A 17,932-nucleotide genomic window follows, 5' to 3' on the forward strand; every position below is an offset into this window, starting at 1 on the left:
TTGGAGAAAAATCATGAAGTACATGATCGACTACAAAATACGGCATGGTGTCGGCCATGAGCAGAACTTCAATACGGCAGAAGGGCTCATTACGGCCTTCAGCAAATGGAAGCCGGAGGATGGACTCAACGTCCACGCGTTCGTTTCGAACCTGGTCGGTGATGCCGGTTACGTCCTGGTCGAGACGAACAACCCAACCGTCATTCTTTCATTCGTTTCGAAATTCACTTTCTGGAACGACGTACAAGTGCATCCCGTGATCGACGTCGCAGAGGTCATACCTGTGACCACGGGATCGGTTGACTGGGCCCGGAAGGCATCCAAGGCCTGAGAGACATCTGGCTCGAACCTGAAGCCGAGCCGCCGGCTCCAGGACGGCTCTTCAATCAACGAAAAAAGGACCCGCCTTCGGAGCCTTTGGGAAGAACGGAGGAATGCTGTCGCACCCAACGTGCCATGAAGGCACCCGAAAGGCGGGGCCGCAAAGGACTTAAGTTATACCAACGGAGGACGACTAGAATATTTTCGCCGTTCTCCGGTAGCGAGCTTAGCCACTCTCATTCTCAAGCTCAAGCTGCGAGCGATCAGAGAGCTCCCGTGACAAGCGAGCCGCCGCCGCTGCATGCGCAGGGTCAATTCTGGCGCTCCACGTAGCGGGGCCGGGATGCTGCAGCGCCGCTAAGTCCGCCGCGCAGTTCAACGACGCGATGCTCCGTAAGTCGGCGGCGGTGCCTGCACCGTCGGGGCTGCGGCAGCGAACAGATCGTCCTTCCTGCCACTCAGCGGCGGATAGATGCGCTTGCAGTTGATGGTCTGCTTGGTCGCCTTCGCGGCCTGACCAGTGGTCCGCACCTCGCGATCCCAGCCTTCCGTGTAGAGCGCCCCCCAATCGCCGAGATCGAGCACGGTGACGTACCAGTCGATCCTGAGCGGCAGCATCGGCCGGCCGACGAGATCGGCCACCACATTATGGCCTGCGAATCGGCCCATGGGTCGGGCGAACTGGCAGGACATCACGGTCGGATGCAGGCCATCGACCACGCTGGACGCAACATCGCCGGCGGCGAAGACGCCGGGCAGATCCGCGACCCGCATGAACGGATCGACCAGGAGGCGCCCGAGCCGATCGCGTGCGCCCGGAAAATCTTCGGCCCGCCGGCTCGCACGCATGCCGGCGCACCAGATCAACGTCTGCGCCGCGATGAACTCGCCCGAGCTCAAGCGAACACCCGATGCCTCGACCGACACGACGCGCACGCCGAGCCGCGTCTCGACCTCGAGCGAGGACAGTGCCGTCTCGATGACGGGACGCGCGCGGTCGCCGATCGTGGCGCCGACCGCGCGATTAGGATCGACCAGGATGATGCGGCGGCTGCCAGTGATGCCGGCGCGCATGAGCCTATCGGGCATTTCGGCGGCAACCTCGATGCCCGTGAAGCCGGCACCGACCACCACGATTGTCGACCGTCCCGGCGACGGTGCGCTGTGGCCAAGCGAGGTGAGATGCTCCTCCAGTCGACGCGCCGCGGCATAGGTATCGACGTCGAATGCGTGTTCGGCGAGGCCTGGAATATCAGGACGCATCACCTCGCTGCCGAGTGCAAGCACGAGGCGGTCGTAGCTCAGCGTCTCTTCGCCGCGGCTGGTGACCAGCGCGATCTGGCGCCGCGCCGGATCGATCGCCTCGACCTCGCCGATACCGTGCGTGACTCCAACAGGGTCGAGCAGTTGAGCGAGCGGCAGCGCGACATCGCTGAGATCGACCTCGTAATTGCGAACTCGGATATTGTGGTAGGGATTGCGGTCGATGAGGTGGATCTCGATGTCGCGGCCGGCCTCACCGATCGCCTCGCGCATGCGCGCGGCACCGATGGCCGCCCACAGGCCCGCAAATCCGGCACCGAGCACGACGATACGCGCCATGTCCGTTGACTTCGCTATTCCCTGGAATCCGGCGATCTGCCTTGCGCCGACAGATATAGCTCATTCAGCCGGATCGACCAAATGCGGCCGCGGCGCGCCGCGGCGCAAATCCGGGCTCAGGCCTCGCGCAGTTCGGACGGCGTCGCACCGAAGCGCTTGCGGAAGGCACGGTTGAAATAGGACAGATCCGAGAAGCCCGAGGAGTGCGCGATGTCGCTGATCTTGCGCGCTCGCGCGCGGGGGTCGCCGAGCAGTTTGCGCGCCTGCAGCAGGCGTTGCTCGAGCACGAATTCGGTAAAGGTGGTACCGGCCTGCTCGAACAGCCGCTGCGCCTGGCGCGGGCTGAGGCCCGAGCGGGTCGCGACCTCGGACAGGCAGAGATCGTTACGGCCGAGCGCCGCCATCACATCGGCGCGCATGAGGTCGAGACGGGCCGCGGCATGGCCGCGACCGCGCGCGAGCGCGGCGTGCTCGGCATCGGTGCCGAGCAGGAGGCCGACGAGATCGACCATGTGCTGCGCGGTGAGGCGCTGGCCGACGGCGTCGAGATGCGGCGCGTGATGGGCGGCGAGCGCGTGATAGCGAAAGATGGTCTCGGCCACCGCACCGTCCGACAGAACTTGCGACAGCTTGTCCTCGGCACGCGGATTGATGTCGAGTAGCGCGCGGCGCGGCATGCGGATGGTGGTGAAGCGGTTCTCGTCGGTGTGACCGACGCTGCCGGTGATGCTCATGTCGGCCAGCACCATCTGGGCCGGCGCAAGCTCGACGGCATGGCCGTTCTGCCTGACGTTGACGAGGCCCGCATGCGCGGCGATCAGCACGAGATCGTCGCTGCCATCGCCAAGACCGCTCTGCGTGCGCGAATATTGCGCGGAGGCTCCTTCGGGAATGGCGAGCGTGATGTTGTCGACCAAGCTGACCTGCAGCCTGCAATCGATGCTGTCGCCATGGCTCGGCCCGATCTCGAGGCCGCAGGACCCCAGGGCCCGGTCGCGCCAATGTTCGAACGCCGGCCCGTGCGGCAGGCCTGCATATTGGTGGATAAAGATGCCCGGCGGCTTGGCTGCATCCATCTGATTTCTAGCCCCTTCCCGGCACCATGATCGGCCGTGCCGACTGCAAATTCCGGGCATTTGACGCCGCGGAACGGACGGAGGTTCAAAGCGGATGAGGATTTGGAGGGACTTGTCGGATTGCGACGACAGAATGGACCGTGGCGACAGGAAAAGGCCTGTCGCGGCTACTTCTTCGCCGGAACCTGCGGCTGGGACGGCGGCACCGTCTCGATCAGCTTGCCGGAGAACACCGGTGCCGAGGTCGGCTGGCCGTTGGGCGAGCCACCCGACTGCTCGACGGTGACGGCATAAGTCGCGCCGTTGACGACATCGGCATCGTAACCGGCGAGCACAGGACGCGCCGTGAAATCACTGCTGCCGATCACGCCGAGCGAACGCGGTCGCGGCAGCTTGTCGGAGATCAGCCAGAGCTCGAAACTCTTGCCCGGCTCCGGCGTCGCACCGACCTTGCGCACCGTGAAGTTCTTGGTCGCGCCATCGATGGTGAGGATGAAGGCGGGACCGCCGCTTTGCCCCTGCAACAGCGCGACATATTGCGCGGGCGAAGACAGCGGCGCCGCCGGCGTCTTCACCTCGACCGTCTGGATGCGCGGTGGGGGACGCAGCGCGCCAGGCAGCGCATCGGGCAGGAAGACCTGAAGCGACAGCGTCACCAGCAGCGCGGCCGCGAGCGCACCCACGGCGGAGGCGATCGTGCGCCAGCGCTTCACGCGGCCCTCGAGGGAGATCACGTTGGTGTCGTCGACGACAGGCACCTGCGTCGCGGGCGTCACGCTCGGATCTGGCGCATGGGTCTGCGGAATGAATTGCGGGGCGATCTCAGGAATGACATCGGAGTCGGATTGGGACGGCGCCGGCGGCTGCACGTCCAGCGAGGGAGCTTCCTGCGATGGCGGCTCTGGAGATGAAGGCTCCGCTGAAGAGAGCTCCGGCAGTGACGGCGGCAGCGTATCCGACAGCGCCGGCGGCACCTCGGGCGTGCCTTGCGCTACGGCCTGCGCGATCTCGCGCTTGATGTTCTCCCACACGATCGGCCGCGGCTCGATCGTGCCGACCATCTGGTTGAGGGCACCGAGCCGGAATTGCCAGGCCTGCACGATTGCGGCGAACTCCTCGTCCACCGCCATCATGGTCGCGACCTGCGCGCGCTCGTCGGCATCGAGCGTGCCGAGCGCATATTCCGCGGCAAGCGCGATATGGTCCTCGCTGTAGGCCATCAATTCAATTTCCTTCACCTCTCCCCGACGGGGAGAGGTGAACTGCCGTTGCCGCTCTGGCTCGTGCCACTCTCATCATCCTCTAAAGCCCGAGGCACTCCCGGATATCCAGCATGCTGCGCCGGAGCCACGTCTTCACCGTGTTGACGGGCGCTGCGAATTTCTCCGCCAATTGCTCGCGGCTCCAGCCGTTGTAGTAGGCGAGAAGCACGAGCCGCTGACGGTCCGGCTCGAGCCGGCCGATACATTCCAGAAGCCGCTTCAATTCCTCGGACATCTCCCGGCGCGCCAGGGGATCGGGACTGTCGGCGGCGACCTCCATCGCCTGCGGTTCCTCCTCGAGCGAGGCTTCGGTCTTCTTGCGCACGACATCGATGGCGCGGTTGCGCGCGATCGACGCCATCCACGTGATCGGCGATGACAGCGTCGGATTGAACTGGCCGGCGCTGTTCCAGATCTTGACGTAGGTCTCCTGAATGACCTCCTCCGCGAGATCCTGTCGGCGCAAGATACGCAGGACGACGCCGTAGAGTTTCGCGCGCGTGGCGGCGTAGAGGCGCTCGAACGCGGCCTGATCGCGCTTCGCCACCGCCTCAATCAGCCCGACCAGCTCTGCTGGCGTCAGCATTCAGCCCCCCCAACGCGCGGCCCAGTCGCATCCCTCTAACCTCTCCCCGACGGAGAGAGGTCGATTTGCGCAGCAAATCGGAGAGCTGACGGGAGACCGCAACCCCTCACCCGGCGCTCCGCGCCGACCGCTCCCAAGGGAGAGGTGGACACCGCCGTCGCTGGCACAGCATTCATTCCCGCTACCATAGCGCGCGGCCTAGCCCGTCACCAAGAGGCGGGGTGCCACGCTGTGGACAGCGCACGCAAAAACCCGGACCTTGCGGGTCCGGGCTCGCAAATTCGCAAGGGTTTTGTCGCCGGCGGCCGCTTACGCGACGGCGCCGATCCGGGAACGCATCAAGCCGATGCTGTCGAGATCGGCCTGCTCGCGAGCATTTTCCTCGGCGCGCTCGCGGGCCTGGTCGCGCTCGTCCAGGAGCTCGACCTTCTTCAGCTCCTCGAAGGCCTCGCCGAGCGCGGCCTTGGCTTCCTCGAGCTGGCCCTTCAGCTCGTCGGCCGAGCGGGTCAGGTTCTCGCGGCGCTGGATGGCGGCCTTGGCATAGGTCGGATAGGCGAAATGCGAGGGATCGTTGATCCCGGCGCGGTCCTGCTCGGTCTGGATCTCGCGTTCAAGATCCACCGACATCCGCTGGAAGTCGGCGATCATCGACTCGATCTGGGCGACCCGGCGGCGCTTCTCGTCGACCTGAAACTTCTTCAGGCGGATGAGGGTATCACGTGACTTCATCGACTCGTACTCCCCAGAAGTCCCTTGGCTGCACGTGGGACGGCACCGGTCTCCCCACAGGCCCCGTTGAGGCCAAGACCGGCTCTACTACTCTGTGGGATCGGATGATGACGGGACAAAGTTAGCGTTCCGTTTCCAAATTCCCGAGGATTTGCGCCAACTGGCGGTAGCCGTCCGCAAGTGATGCATTTTCGTCCTTGCGCTGGCGCAGGAACGCCTCCAGCGGCTCGTGCAGGCGGATCGCCTCGTCGACCTCGGGGCTGGAGCCGGCCCGATAGGCCCCCAGCCGGATCAACTCCTCCATGTCGGCGTAGGTCGCCATTACCGCCCGTGCTTTCTGGATGGTCGGCCAGAACTGCGGGTCGGCCGATTTCGGCATGGTGCGGGAGACGGATTTGAGAATGTTGATGGCGGGGTAGCGGCCGCGCTCGGCGATCGAGCGCTGCATCACGATATGGCCGTCGAGGATGCCGCGGACGGCGTCAGCGATCGGCTCGTTGTGATCGTCGCCGTCGACCAGCACCGTGAAGATCGCGGTGATGGCGCCCTCGCCGAGGCCCGGGCCGGCGCGCTCCAGCAGCTTCGGCAGCTCGGTGAAGACGGTCGGCGTGTAGCCCTTGGCGGTCGGCGGCTCGCCGGCGGACAGGCCGATCTCGCGCTGGGCCATGGCGAAGCGCGTCACCGAATCCATCAGGCAGAGCACGTCCTGGCCCTCGTCGCGAAAATATTCGGCGACCGCGAGCGTGAGATACGCGGCCTGCCGCCTCATCAAGGCCGGCTCGTCGGAGGTCGCGACCACCACGACGGAGCGCGCCAGCCCCTCCTCGCCGAGATCGTCCTGCAGGAATTCCTGCACCTCGCGGCCGCGTTCGCCGATCAGGCCGATGACGCTGACGGCGGCATCGACGTTGCGCGCCAGCATCGACAGCAGCACCGATTTGCCGACGCCGGAGCCGGCGAAGATGCCCATGCGCTGGCCGCGGCAGCAGGTGAGAAAGGTGTTCATCGCGCGCACGCCGAGATCGAGCGGCGCGCCCACGCGCTTGCGCGAATGCGCCGGCGGCGGCGAATTGCGATACGGCATCGGCGAAGCGCCTTGCGGCAACGGCCCCTTGCCGTCGATCGGCTCGCCCAGCGCATTGACGACGCGGCCGAGCCAGGCGGCCGACGGACGTACCAGATTGGCAGCGTTGGCGATGACGGCCTTGCAGCCGCGACGCACGCCGTCGAGGCCGGCGAACGGCATCACGACGGCGTTGTTGCCGGAGAAGCCGATCACCTCGCAGGGGATCGACCGGTTGGCGCCGGTCTCGATCACGAGCCGCGCGCCGACCGACATCGCATGGATCGGGCCGGCCACCTCGACCATCAGGCCGCGAACGCCGACGACACGGCCGTAGATATTGACGCCGTCGATATCGCCGATCTGTTCGGCAAGGGCTTTCATCAAGAGAGCGCCTTCATGAGAGGGGCTTCATTAAGGTGGACCGCCTTCGATATCCGGGCGTCCGCGGCGAAACCCTTAAATTTCGCCATATTTCTGAACGCCGCTTAACTTCGTGTTTACCCGCATCATTAATCATTACGTCACTGTCTTTGTGACTGAGCGTGACTCCCCTTCAGAAGAAGGCTGAGTCGCGGGAGTCGGTTAGGCCCGTCTCTTAAAGTGGAACTTGAACGGAGCCGGATAACGAAAGCTGCTTCGCGCGCAAGACCTTAGGGCGATTCGACAAAAATTGCACCGGGGGGACTTGCGTTCCAGAATCAGGATTTGTTAACCATCTGTTGTCAGGATCCGAATCAGTTGTTCAAAGGCGTTTTGTTGAGTGCCGCGAATGCGGCCGACCTGACGCCCAGGAGCGGCGACTATGGGGAACTGGCATGCGCGTTTTGCTGATTGAAGATGACAGCGCCGTCGCGCAGTCGATCGAGCTGATGCTGAAGTCTGAGAGCTTCAACGTCTACACGACCGATTTGGGGGAAGAAGGCGTCGATCTCGGTAAATTATACGATTACGACATTATCCTTCTCGACCTCAACCTGCCGGACATGTCGGGCTACGACGTGCTCAAGCAGCTTCGGGTTTCCAAGATCAAGACACCGATCCTGATCCTCTCCGGCCTCGCCGGCATCGAGGACAAGGTCAAGGGTCTCGGCGTCGGCGCCGACGACTACATGACCAAACCCTTCCACAAGGACGAGCTGGTCGCCCGCATCCACGCGATCGTGCGCCGCTCCAAGGGTCACGCCCAGTCGGTCATCCAGACCGGCGACCTCGTCGTCAACCTCGACACCAAGACGGTCGAAGTCGGCGGCCAGCGCGTGCACCTGACCGGCAAGGAGTACCAGATGCTGGAGCTGCTCTCGCTCCGCAAGGGTACGACCCTCACCAAGGAAATGTTCCTCAACCACCTCTATGGCGGCATGGACGAGCCCGAGCTGAAGATCATCGACGTCTTCATCTGCAAGCTCCGCAAGAAGCTCGCCAACGCATCCGAGGGACGCAACTTCATCGAGACCGTGTGGGGCCGCGGCTACGTGCTGCGCGAGCCGCACGAGGCCGACGAGCGCATCCCCGCCTGATCCCTGGGTTTACGCCGCGAGCCTTTGTCGGGCTCGCTCCTCCCAGCCTGGACCCCGCCGCAAATGGCGGGGTTTTGTTTTTTTGGGGCGTGGTCAGGCGCCCGCGAGCATTGGGCTGGCCATAACCGCGTTCCTGACCGGAACGCGCGATGCCGCCTCGCGCAGCCAGGCGATCAACGCGTAGCCGATGATGAATCCGAACGCGAAGGTCGGCAGCACGAAGGACCAGAAGAACGTCCAGCCGGAGACGTTGTCGACGACCTCCATCACAGGCATCGGGCTGACCTGGTGGATAGCCAGCAGCACCCACAGCAGCACCGTCATGCCGCCACCGAAGACGAGGCCATCGCGCATCCGCCGCGTCTTCCGCGACCGCCTGCCCCAGGTCGAGTCCTGCACCAGGAGCGCTGCCATCGCCGCGATTCCCCAGGGAAAGATCAGGAGCGGCAATTCGTGCAGGACCACGTCGAGATAGGGCTTCTGCGGGAACTGGTAGAAGTCGAACGCCGCCTGGACGGGGAGAAGGATCAGGGCACTCCAGAGGCCGACCGTCAGGATGAAGCCGATCGGCAGCCGGCCGAAAATGGTCTCGTTCGCGAACGCGTATTGCCGCTTGAAATAATAGACCAGCCAGAAGTTCACGATCAGGTACAGGGGCGTCATCAGCAACGTCCGCATCATGCCGACATATTGGTCTCCGGGCATGTGGACGATCTTGCCTGAGCCGAGCAGCCATGCGAGGCACCAGACGAAGCCGAAGCCCGCCGCGACCGCGACAAATTTCGCGATGCCGGGCGGAGCCGGCTCCAGCGTGAAGCCGATCGCCCCGAGCCTCTGCCTGCTGCGCCCGAGCGTCCATTCGCCGGCGAGCGCGGCGCGCGCTGCGAACAGCAGCAGATTGTTGAGCAGGGAATCCATGTCCTTGCGCAGATCCTCCAGCATGCATCCGGCCGCGGTCTGGGCCGCGAGTTGAAGCTGGCTGACCACGGTGTGGCGGGTCGAGAGCTTGTCGAGCGCCTGCCAGTCGTCAGGCTCGACATGGCTGTCCTCCATGATCGCACCGTAGATCTCGGCGCTGCTCTTGAGCACGCGGACGGTGCGGAAGCAGAGCGAATCGTAGACCGCGAGCAGCTCCGCATAGAGATCGGAATTGCGCTCCATGAAGGCATCATGATCGGCGGCCCAGCGCTCGAAATGGAGCATCAGCGCCGAGATCTTGAGGAAGCGCGACTGGATCGCGGTCGATTGCGTGGCGCGGAAATCGTCGACCTGGTAGCCGACCCTGGACAGCTTGCGCTGAAGGCTCGGCATGTCGTCCGGACCGACCTGGAACGGAGCTGCAGCCAGCGCGTCGCGCAGGGCGAACGCGCTGACGGGAATGCCGGCCAGCTCCTGACAGAATTTCCGCCACACCTTCGGCGCGACGGGAATCAGCCAGGCGAACATCAGCAGCCAGACCGCGGCGAGCGGTGACAGCTTGCCGGGAAGAACGGCGTAGACCAGCAGGAACGGCGTGGTGAAGACGGCGAGGCCGAACAGAAACAGCGGCCGCGTCGTGAACGAGCGGGTGCCTTTCAGCGTGTGAAACCTGAACCAGTAGAACAGCACGACCAGAAGCGGTCCGCCGAACGATTCGAAGATCGCATTCAGTGGTTCTACGACTTGAGCAAGCGACACGATGAACTCCTATTGCTAGGGTTCGCTGTTGAAAGGCGCACCGGACAAAGCGGCATCCGGCGACCGGCGTGAAGCGTCACGCAGCCTGGGCAACCATCTTGGCCTTCTGGACCAGGAGATCGATATTGTCCGGGGCCAGCGCAATCGCGCTGTCCATATCGTTCTGGGCCTTCACCACGTCCTTGATCTGGGCGTAGGCATTGGCCCGCGACACCAGATATTTCGGCTCGTTCTCGTTGGTCGCGATCGCCGTGCCGAAGGCCTTGATCGCCTCCTCGACATAGCCGCGCTTGTCGTCGGTGCCGGCGGCCGTCATGCTGACGATGCCCTTGATCCAGTAGAACTCCGCGTTCTTCGGCTTGAGCTTGATCGCCTCGGTGATGTCGCTCAGCGCGTTCTCGTAGAGACCGACCGTCACGTTGAAATTGGCCCTTCGCACGAAATACTCCGGCTTGGCCGGATCGAGCTTGAGCATGTAGGCGAAGCTCGCGGCGGCCTTCGGGATCTGCTTCTGCTTGTGTTGAAGCGTGCCGAGATCGAAATAGACCTTTGCGAGCCGGGTCGACAGTTCGGCATCGTCGGCCAGGAGGCCGTGCAACTCCTGCCCGCGCCGGGTCAAATCCTCCAGCGCCTCGACCGTCGTCGGGGCAATCAGCAGCGCCTCCATGAAGTCATCGCGGCGCTGTTGCAGCATCTCCTTCGAGGGGCGCGCCGCCTCGGGTGGAGCGACCGGCGGCTGCGGCGCTTCGACGTCGAAGATCCGGCCGTCCGGCGAGCGCATGTAGAGGACGGGAATTCCCCACTCGACGCGCGACTTCTCCTGGATGAATTTGCGCGCGAGCGTCACCGCGTCGTCGATCGGCCTGTTGCCGGCGAGCGCCGCGTAAAATCCCTCCGACATCGAGATCGCGGCGTTGTCGGTGATCGGAAACTGCATCGCCACCACGGCGGGCAGCCATCCCGTCTTCATCAGCCCGATCGCCGGATTGCCGAAGCGGTCGCCGACGTTGATCCTGGCGCTCTCGCAGCAATTGAGCACGATCAGGCGCAGGCTGCGCTTTGCTCCCGTCAGCATCATCGCGAGGTCGGTTGCGAACTTCTTCACCGGCTTGCCATCCTCGTCGACCATGACGACGAAGCCGCTCGCGCCGGCGCCGGGCGAGGCTTCCTCGACGCCGCCATGCCCGATGAAGTGGAAGATGTGCCAGTCGCCTTCCAGGAGCTTCTTCATCAGGTCTTTGCCGGTGCCGCCGGGGACCCACTGGAAATCGACCTTGCCTTCGTGCTGGAGCGCATCGATGCCCTTGTTGATGCGGTCGCGCTCCTTGACGACGTTGAGCTTCGGCCATTCGCTGGTCGAGGGATCGGAGATCATGCCGAGGATGCGCAGCGGTCCCTTGACGCCCATCCGGCTGACGCCGCCGGCCGTCTCGAGATAGCGCACGATGGGGCGCGTGAGGCTGACGAAGCCCGGCATGTCGTCTTCGTCGTAGAGATATTCCCAGGGCAGTCCGGCGAGATCGGCCGACTCGATGCGCAGCTTGATCCTCAGATCCTGCGCCGCGCCCTTGCTGCGCTCATAGATCCGCTGGATCGAGGGCACGTCGGTGAAGACGCTGCGAAACACACCGCGGCCGAAATCGCGCAGCACCTGCTCGCCGCGCGTGGTCGGGCCCTGGCGGTTCTTCTCGTCGATCTCGAGCACGGCATTTTCCAGCTCGCCGCGCAGCTTCGCCAGTTCACCGGGCGCCGAGAACCAGAACTTCACCTGGCTCTTCGGCGCCTCGCCGGCCGGCGACCTGACGACCCGGCCGTAATATTGCTGAGGACCGCCGCCCGCCGGCAGATCGGAGCCGATCTCGAGCTCGAAATCTTCGTATTCGGCAACAGGCATTTTGAGCCTCACTCAACAATGTCTTGATCTGGACGAAGCATCCCTCGAATGAGCGCGGCCGATCGAAATGAGGGCGGCCGTAGAACAATGGCTCAGTTTATCACACACAACCTCGAGACGCATTTGTGAAGCATGTCTCATCCGGCCCGAAAAATTGTGCGGTGCGCGGGTAAGTCGCAGAGCGGGCTTGTTTCTGGGGATCGAACCTGTCGGCCCGCTGCGGCGACTAAGCGATCGTGCCAGAATTCGCGGGCGCCAAAGTTGGACCTCCTCATGATCCTGCAATCGCTCGCCGGCCTGCCCGCCTTCCTGGTCTATTTCTGCACCGGGCTGATCGCGATAGTGGCATATCTGCTGGTCTACACGCGGATCACGCCGCACAACGAGTTCCAGCTGATCCGGGACAACGATCCTGCCGCAGCGATCGCGCTTGGCCTCAGCCTGCTCGGCTTCGTGGCGCCGCTGTTCAGCGCGATCGCACATTCCGCCAATGTGCTGGACTGCCTGGTCTGGGCCTTCATCGCCCTGATCGTGCAGGTCGCGGTTTTCTATATCGTGAAAATCCCGGTGCCGAACCTGTCGGGGCGGATCGCCGCCGGCGAGCTCGCGCCCGCCATCTGGCTCGGCCTGTCCTCGCTCGCAGCCGGCCTGCTGAACGCCGCCTGCATGATCTACTGATATGGCCGCCAAGCCTCCCACCAAGGATTTCGGCAAGCGCAGGCCCGCCCCTGTGCCGCCGGCCCCGCGCGAACCGGTGAAGCGCTCGGGCCATGTCGCGCTGCTGGTGATGGGCACCATCGCGGTGGGCAGCACCGCCTTCATGCTGATGCCGCGGCAGGCTTGCGATCCCGCGCCTGCCGGGACGACGCCTCCCGGCGCAACGACGCCGGCACCGGCGACCACCAACTGCAGCAGCAGCAGCCGCAGCTCATCAGGCAGTTCGCACTGGTCGTCGCGATCGAGCTTCTACAGCAGCGACTCCTCAAGTTATTCCTCGTCGGGTGGATCGTCCGAAGCAGGCTCCGGCGGCGTCACTCGTGGCGGCTTCGGCTCGTTTGCACACGCCTTTTCGGGCGGCAGCTGACGCGCGCGGCTTTGAATTCAACGCCGCGCGCCGGTCTGCTTTAAAAGCGCGCGGAAGGACACATGATGAAACGTTCGCGAAGGGTCATGCTTACGCTGATGGGAAGCGCCGCGGTCAGCGCGGCCTCGATGGGATTCACCAGGCGGGATCGTCCCTGCGGCTCCGGGCTGGAAGCCGTGCCCGGCATCGACGGCCAGCCGTATTGCCGGCCGCGCTATGGCGGATTCGGCGGCACGCTGCATCGCATGCAAGGCCATGGCGGGCACGGTCATGGTCATGGCGGACACGGCGGCGGCTGACACATGCAGCGCATTACCTGTCCCGAGCGCGACGACTGGCAACAAACCGCCGAGCAATGCGGCTTCGCCTTCCACACCATCGACGGCGAGCGCTATTGGGACGAGCGCGCCTATTACGCATTCACGCTCGACGAGATCGAGCGCGGCATCGAGACGCCGACCGGCGAGATCGACGCGATGTGCCTGGAACTCGCCGGGCACGTGATCGGCGACGAGCGCCATTTGCGGCGGCTCAAGATTCCGGAAGCGTTCTGGGATCTGATCTCCGAGAGCTGGGAGCGCGACGACCGCAGCCTCTACGGCCGGCTCGATCTCAAATTCGACGGCGCGGGCCCCGCAAAGCTGCTCGAATACAATGCTGACACGCCGACCTCGATCTTCGAGGCTGCCGTGTTTCAATGGACCTGGCTCGAACAGGCCATCGAGCGCCGCATCATCCCCGCACGCGCCGACCAGTTCAACTCGATCCACGAGCGCCTGATCGCGGCATGGAAGGATATTGCCGCAAACAAGCACCTGCACCTCACCGGCACCACCGGCAACGAGGAAGACGCCGGTACGCTCGCCTATCTCGAAGACACCGCGCGCCAGGCGGGTCTCTCGACCACGCTGCTCGACATCGAGGAGATCGGCTGGCGCGACGAGACCGGCGGCTTCGTCGATCTCGATAACAACGACATGGAGCTGGTGTTTAAGCTCTACCCCTGGGAGTGGATGTTCCACGACGCCTTCGGCGCCAAGCTCAAGGGTGCACCGACGCGCTGGATCGAGCCGCCGTGGAAGGCGGTGCTCTCCAACAAGGGCATCCTGCCGCTGCTGTGGGAGATGTTTCCAAAGCACCCCAATCTGCTGCCGGCCTTCTTCGAGGACGACCCGCGCGCCGCCGAGCTTGGCAGCTCCTACGTCCGCAAGCCCTTGCTGTCGCGCGAAGGCGCCAATGTCACGCTGGTATCGGGCGGAATGTCACTCGACGAGCACGCCGGCCCTTACGGCGCCGAAGGCTTCGTGCGCCAGGCGCTCTCACCGCTGCCGAATTTTTCCGGCGTCTATCCGGTGGTGGGGAGCTGGCTGGTGAACCACGAACCGTGCGGGCTTTCGATCCGCGAGGACGAGAGCCCGATCACGGGCAACAGCTCGCGGTTTCTGCCGCACGCGATTTTGTAGATCACCGCGCCGCAGCGACCTTCAGCGGCTGCGGCATCAATCCGCCCATTGGTCGGCCCGAGCGCGCGGGGTTGAGCTGATAGAGACCGCGGCGATCGGACATCGGGCGGAACGCGTCGGTGATGCCGACGACGGATTCGGCAGCGCCCAGCAGCAGCGTGCCGTCGGCTTCCAGGCCCTTCGCCATGCGCTCGAAGATCATGGCCTTGGTGTCCTGATCGAAATAGATCAGCACGTTGCGGCAGAAGATCACGTCGAACGTGCCGAGATGGGAGAAGTCCTGCAACAGGTTGAGCTGGCGGAACTGCACCATCGCGCGGACATCGGCATTGAGCTGCCAGACATCGCTCGCCTGGGTGAAGTATTTCATCAGCAACTGGATCGGAAGGCCGCGCTGCACTTCGAACTGGCTGTAGGCGCCGGCCTTCGATTTCTCCAGCACTTCCTGCGACAGATCGGTGGCGACGATTTCGATACGCCAGCCGCCGAGTGCAGCCCCCATCTCCTTCAGGCACATCGCGATCGAGTAGGGCTCCTGCCCCGTCGACGACGCCGCCGACCAGATCCGTAAGCTCTTGCGCGCGGCGCGGGCCTGGATCAGGCCGGGCATGATGCCGTCGCGCAGATGATCGAACGGGATCTTGTCGCGGAAGAAGAAGGTCTCGTTGGTGGTCATGGCTTCGACCACGTCGGTCGCAAGCCGGCCGTCGCCGTTCCGGATCTTGAGAACGAGATCGGAGATGCCTGATAGACTCGCCTTGCGCGCCAGCGGCAGCAATCGGCTCTCGACCAGGTATTGCTTGTCGGGCGAGAGATCGAGACCGGAACGTTCTTTCAGGAACTTGCGCAGATAGTCGTAGTCCGCCGGCGTCACGAACGGTCTCCCGCGAACAGGCGGTTGACCTTCGCGCCGATCTGGTTGAGCGGCAGGATCGCCGCGCAGATGCCGGCGTTGGCCGCCGCACCCGGCATGCCCCACACCACGCTGGAGGCCTCATCCTGCGCGATCACGCTGCCGCCGGCGGCGACGATGTCCTTGCCGCCGCGCATGCCGTCCGAGCCCATGCCCGTCAGGATCACGGACAGGATGTTGCCGTGCCAGATGTCGATGGCGGAGGTGAAGAGCGGATCGACCGCAGGTTTGCAGAAATTGACGGCCGGACCGTCGTCGAGCGCGATCGCGGCCTCCGCGCCGCTGCGCACGACGCGCATGTGCTTGCCGCCCGGCGCGAGATAGATGCGACCCGGTTTCACGGGCTCGCCATCGACAGCCTCGGCTGCCGGACGGCGGCTCGAACGCGCCAGATGCTCGGCGAGAATGGTGGTGAAGGTCGGCGGCATGTGCTGGGTGATCAGCACCGGGAAGCGGTCGATGACGGGGCCCAGCTCGGTGACGAGCGTCATCAGCGCCTGCGGGCCACCGGTGGAGGAGCCGATCAGCAGCACCTTCGGCGCCTGGGTCGAGAACGGACGCGTGGAGAGCGAGCCCGACGACGGGGCATGCACGGCCGGTGCGGGCGCTATGGGCCGCACCACGGCAGGTGCACGCGCAATGGGCGCAGCGGGGCTCGCGGGCGCCAGCAGCGGACTGGCCACTGCCGGCTTCCGGCGCAGCCGCGCACCGAGGTGGCGGATCTTCTGGATCAGATCGTGGTGGAAGATATCGGCGGCGGAGGTCTCACGCGTCGATTCCGGTTTCGGAATGTAGTCGGCCGCGCCGAGCGACAGCGCCTTGAAGCTGACCTCCGCGTTGCGGCGGGTGAGCGTCGAAGCCATGATGACGACGAGATCGCGCTTCTTCGCCAGGAGCTGCGGCAGCGCCGAGATGCCGTCGAGCTCGGGCATCTCGATGTCGAGCACGGCGACATCGGGGTTGATGCGTTCGAGCTGGTTGACCGCATCGAGCCCGGTGCGCAGCGACGCCGCGACCTCCATGTCGTGCTCGGCTCCGATCCAGCGCGAGATCAGACCGCGTATGACGACGGAATCGTCGACGATCATCACCCGCAGCGGCCCGGCCTCACGCGACGGGCTCATGGTCGAATTACCTGCGAACGCCACACTCATTACTCACCAACTCAGACTGAAACGGTTTAGTTGAAAACAAACGCCGAAGGAGCCGTCCAGCCTCCGGGGGTTCGCTCAGATCAAGCCGACTTCCTGGAATTTCGCCGTCACGATGTCCTTGTCGAAAGGCTTCATGATGTATTCGTTGGCGCCGGCATGCAGCGCACGCGCGATGTGCGCGACGTCGTTCTCTGTGGTGCAGAACACCACCTTGGGCTGGTCGCCGCCGGGCATGCGGCGGAGATGACCGAGAAACTCGTACCCGTCCATGACCGGCATGTTCCAGTCGAGCAGCACGGCGTCGGGCAGTCCGCGCTTGCAGGCTTCCAGGGCCTTCTCACCGTCCTCGGCTTCCAGAATCTGGAAGTCGAGCCCCTCCAGGATCCGGCGCGCGACCTTGCGGATGACGCTGGAATCATCAACGACGAGACAAGTGCGCATGTGAACCTCTGCTTCCTGTCCCCTTTGCGGGGACACTTCCAATTGCTTGGCCGTCGGCGGCAATGCCGCCGTATCAGGCCGCCATCATCTCGGGCGCGAGCTCGAGGACGCGATCGACGTCGAGGACGACCATGAGCTGGCCGTCGAGACGGTGGACGCCTCCGGCGAGCTTGGCCATGCGGGGGTCGAGGTTGACCGGGTTCTCTTCCTTGCTGTCCTCGGGCAGGCGCAGCACCTCGCCGATCTGGTCGATCAGGAGGCCATAGGATTCGCCGCGCAGGTCGACGCCAACCGCCATCGGCGTCTTGCCGTCCTCGTCCCTGGGCAGGCCGAGACGGGCGCGCATGTCGACCACGGTGACGATGCGGCCGCGCAGGTTCAAGACGCCCGATATCTCGCGCGAGGACAAGGGAACGCGGGTGACGCGCTCGGGCATGAACACGTCCTGGACGCGGGAGATCGGCAGGCCGAACAGCTGGCCGCCGATCATCGCGGTGACGTATTCGACCATGGCGCCTTCGGTGGACTGGGTCTTCTTGCTCATTGCAATCTCTCCTGATCCCGGTCCTTACGCCGCCGCCCGGCTCAGCTCGGAGGCGCCGGCGGCGCCCGCGGTCTGCTCCTTCAGCGCCGCGATCAGACCGGGACGGTCGAACTTGGCGACATAGTCGTGGAAGCCGGCCTGACGGCCGCGCTCGATCGCCGCCGGCGACACCAACGCGGACAGGCCGATGATCGGCATCGCGCCCAGATTGCTGTCGGAACGAATGGTCTCGGCGAACTCGAACCCGTTCATGTCGGGCATCTCGATGTCGGTCAGGACCACGTCGAAGTTCTGCGCGCGCAAGGCAGCCAGGCCCTCCTGCGCGGTCGGCGCAGTGCGGACGCGGTAGCCGGCGGCCTTGAGGACGGGCGCCAGCATGTTGCGGAAGAACGCGCTGTCGTCGACCAGCAGCACCGACTGCGAGTGCATCGACGGCTTCATCTCCTTGCGGGTGAACCAGTCGGCGAACGCCATCGGCAGGAAGTGGCCGACGTCGATCACCTCGGTCGCCTGGCCCTTGATCACGGCCGAGCCCAGGATGCCGCTAGCCGAGCCGCCGACCTCGATGTTGAGGCGCTCCTCGACGATGTCGATGATCTCGTC

At 64.7% G+C, this 17,932-nt stretch carries 19 protein-coding genes; 6 read left to right on the top strand and 13 right to left on the bottom strand.

What is annotated here, in order from left to right; genetic code table 11:
- Positions 1-13: 13 nt before the first annotated feature.
- Positions 14-331, top strand: a complete 318-nt coding sequence (locus QY049_RS25290; protein ID WP_258765376.1) for a DUF3303 domain-containing protein — start codon at positions 14-16, stop codon at positions 329-331.
- Between the two features lie 365 nt (positions 332-696).
- On the opposite strand, the gene QY049_RS25295 is transcribed toward QY049_RS25290, so the two are convergent.
- The 6 genes from QY049_RS25295 to fliI form a co-directional block, all read right to left on the bottom strand.
- Positions 697-1,923: an NAD(P)/FAD-dependent oxidoreductase gene (locus QY049_RS25295; RefSeq protein ID WP_258765375.1), complete on the bottom strand. Its 1,227-nt coding sequence runs from the start codon at positions 1,921-1,923 to the stop codon at positions 697-699.
- Positions 1,924-2,039: 116 nt separating this feature from the next.
- Positions 2,040-2,999: an AraC family transcriptional regulator gene (locus QY049_RS25300; protein WP_258765374.1), complete on the bottom strand. Its 960-nt coding sequence runs from the start codon at positions 2,997-2,999 to the stop codon at positions 2,040-2,042.
- 167 nt (positions 3,000-3,166) lie between these two features.
- Positions 3,167-4,219 (bottom strand): anti-sigma factor, encoded by a 1,053-nt coding sequence (locus QY049_RS25305; protein ID WP_258765373.1) that lies wholly within the window; start codon positions 4,217-4,219, stop codon positions 3,167-3,169.
- An 82-nt stretch (positions 4,220-4,301) separates the two neighbouring features.
- Positions 4,302-4,847, bottom strand: coding sequence for a sigma-70 family RNA polymerase sigma factor (locus QY049_RS25310; protein WP_194477601.1), 546 nt, complete (start codon positions 4,845-4,847; stop codon positions 4,302-4,304).
- 309 nt (positions 4,848-5,156) lie between these two features.
- Positions 5,157-5,576, bottom strand: a complete 420-nt coding sequence (gene fliJ, locus QY049_RS25315; protein WP_092302166.1) for a flagellar export protein FliJ — start codon at positions 5,574-5,576, stop codon at positions 5,157-5,159.
- Positions 5,577-5,697: 121 nt separating this feature from the next.
- Positions 5,698-7,023 carry a flagellar protein export ATPase FliI gene (gene fliI, locus QY049_RS25320; protein WP_194477602.1) on the bottom strand — a complete coding sequence of 442 codons (1,326 nt, stop codon included), beginning with the start codon at positions 7,021-7,023 and terminating at the stop codon, positions 5,698-5,700.
- Positions 7,024-7,457: 434 nt separating this feature from the next.
- On the opposite strand from fliI, the gene ctrA reads away from it, so the two are divergent.
- A complete protein-coding gene (gene ctrA / locus QY049_RS25325) occupies positions 7,458-8,159 on the top strand; it encodes a response regulator transcription factor CtrA (protein ID WP_016848562.1) in 702 nt (233 codons plus the stop codon).
- A 93-nt stretch (positions 8,160-8,252) separates the two neighbouring features.
- On the opposite strand, the gene QY049_RS25330 is transcribed toward ctrA, so the two are convergent.
- Together QY049_RS25330 and QY049_RS25335 are read right to left on the bottom strand one after the other, a co-directional pair.
- Positions 8,253-9,836 carry a hypothetical protein gene (locus QY049_RS25330; protein ID WP_258765372.1) on the bottom strand — a complete coding sequence of 528 codons (1,584 nt, stop codon included), beginning with the start codon at positions 9,834-9,836 and terminating at the stop codon, positions 8,253-8,255.
- Positions 9,837-9,912: 76 nt separating this feature from the next.
- Positions 9,913-11,730, bottom strand: coding sequence for a CHAT domain-containing protein (locus QY049_RS25335; protein WP_194477604.1), 1,818 nt, complete (start codon positions 11,728-11,730; stop codon positions 9,913-9,915).
- Between the two features lie 273 nt (positions 11,731-12,003).
- Between QY049_RS25335 and QY049_RS25340 the strand changes: the two genes are divergently transcribed.
- The 4 genes from QY049_RS25340 (at position 12,004) to QY049_RS25355 (ending at position 14,277) form a co-directional block, all read left to right on the top strand.
- Entirely contained in the window at positions 12,004-12,408 is a 405-nt protein-coding gene (locus QY049_RS25340) for a DUF350 domain-containing protein (protein WP_128953712.1), read from the top strand.
- A gap of 1 nt (position 12,409) precedes the next feature.
- Positions 12,410-12,814, top strand: coding sequence for a hypothetical protein (locus QY049_RS25345; protein ID WP_258765371.1), 405 nt, complete (start codon positions 12,410-12,412; stop codon positions 12,812-12,814).
- Positions 12,815-12,876: 62 nt separating this feature from the next.
- Positions 12,877-13,113, top strand: coding sequence for a hypothetical protein (locus QY049_RS25350; RefSeq protein WP_258765370.1), 237 nt, complete (start codon positions 12,877-12,879; stop codon positions 13,111-13,113).
- Between the two features lie 3 nt (positions 13,114-13,116).
- Positions 13,117-14,277, top strand: coding sequence for a glutathionylspermidine synthase family protein (locus QY049_RS25355; RefSeq protein WP_258765369.1), 1,161 nt, complete (start codon positions 13,117-13,119; stop codon positions 14,275-14,277).
- Between the two features lies 1 nt (position 14,278).
- On the opposite strand, the gene QY049_RS25360 is transcribed toward QY049_RS25355, so the two are convergent.
- The 5 genes from QY049_RS25360 to QY049_RS25380 all read right to left on the bottom strand — a co-directional run.
- A complete protein-coding gene (locus tag QY049_RS25360) occupies positions 14,279-15,151 on the bottom strand; it encodes a protein-glutamate O-methyltransferase CheR (RefSeq protein ID WP_258765368.1) in 873 nt (290 codons plus the stop codon).
- Entirely contained in the window at positions 15,148-16,344 is a 1,197-nt protein-coding gene (locus tag QY049_RS25365) for a chemotaxis response regulator protein-glutamate methylesterase (protein WP_301270083.1), read from the bottom strand. The genes QY049_RS25360 and QY049_RS25365 overlap by 4 nt, the downstream gene beginning before the upstream one ends.
- A gap of 75 nt (positions 16,345-16,419) precedes the next feature.
- Positions 16,420-16,785, bottom strand: coding sequence for a PleD family two-component system response regulator (locus QY049_RS25370; RefSeq protein WP_007600538.1), 366 nt, complete (start codon positions 16,783-16,785; stop codon positions 16,420-16,422).
- Positions 16,786-16,858: 73 nt separating this feature from the next.
- Positions 16,859-17,329, bottom strand: coding sequence for a chemotaxis protein CheW (locus QY049_RS25375; protein ID WP_194477609.1), 471 nt, complete (start codon positions 17,327-17,329; stop codon positions 16,859-16,861).
- A gap of 24 nt (positions 17,330-17,353) precedes the next feature.
- A partial coding sequence (locus QY049_RS25380) for a response regulator (RefSeq protein ID WP_301270084.1) occupies positions 17,354-17,932 on the bottom strand: 579 nt, incomplete at its 5' end.

The sequence above is a fragment of the Bradyrhizobium sp. WYCCWR 13022 genome (assembly GCF_030435535.1).
Lineage (GTDB): Bacteria > Pseudomonadota > Alphaproteobacteria > Rhizobiales > Xanthobacteraceae > Bradyrhizobium.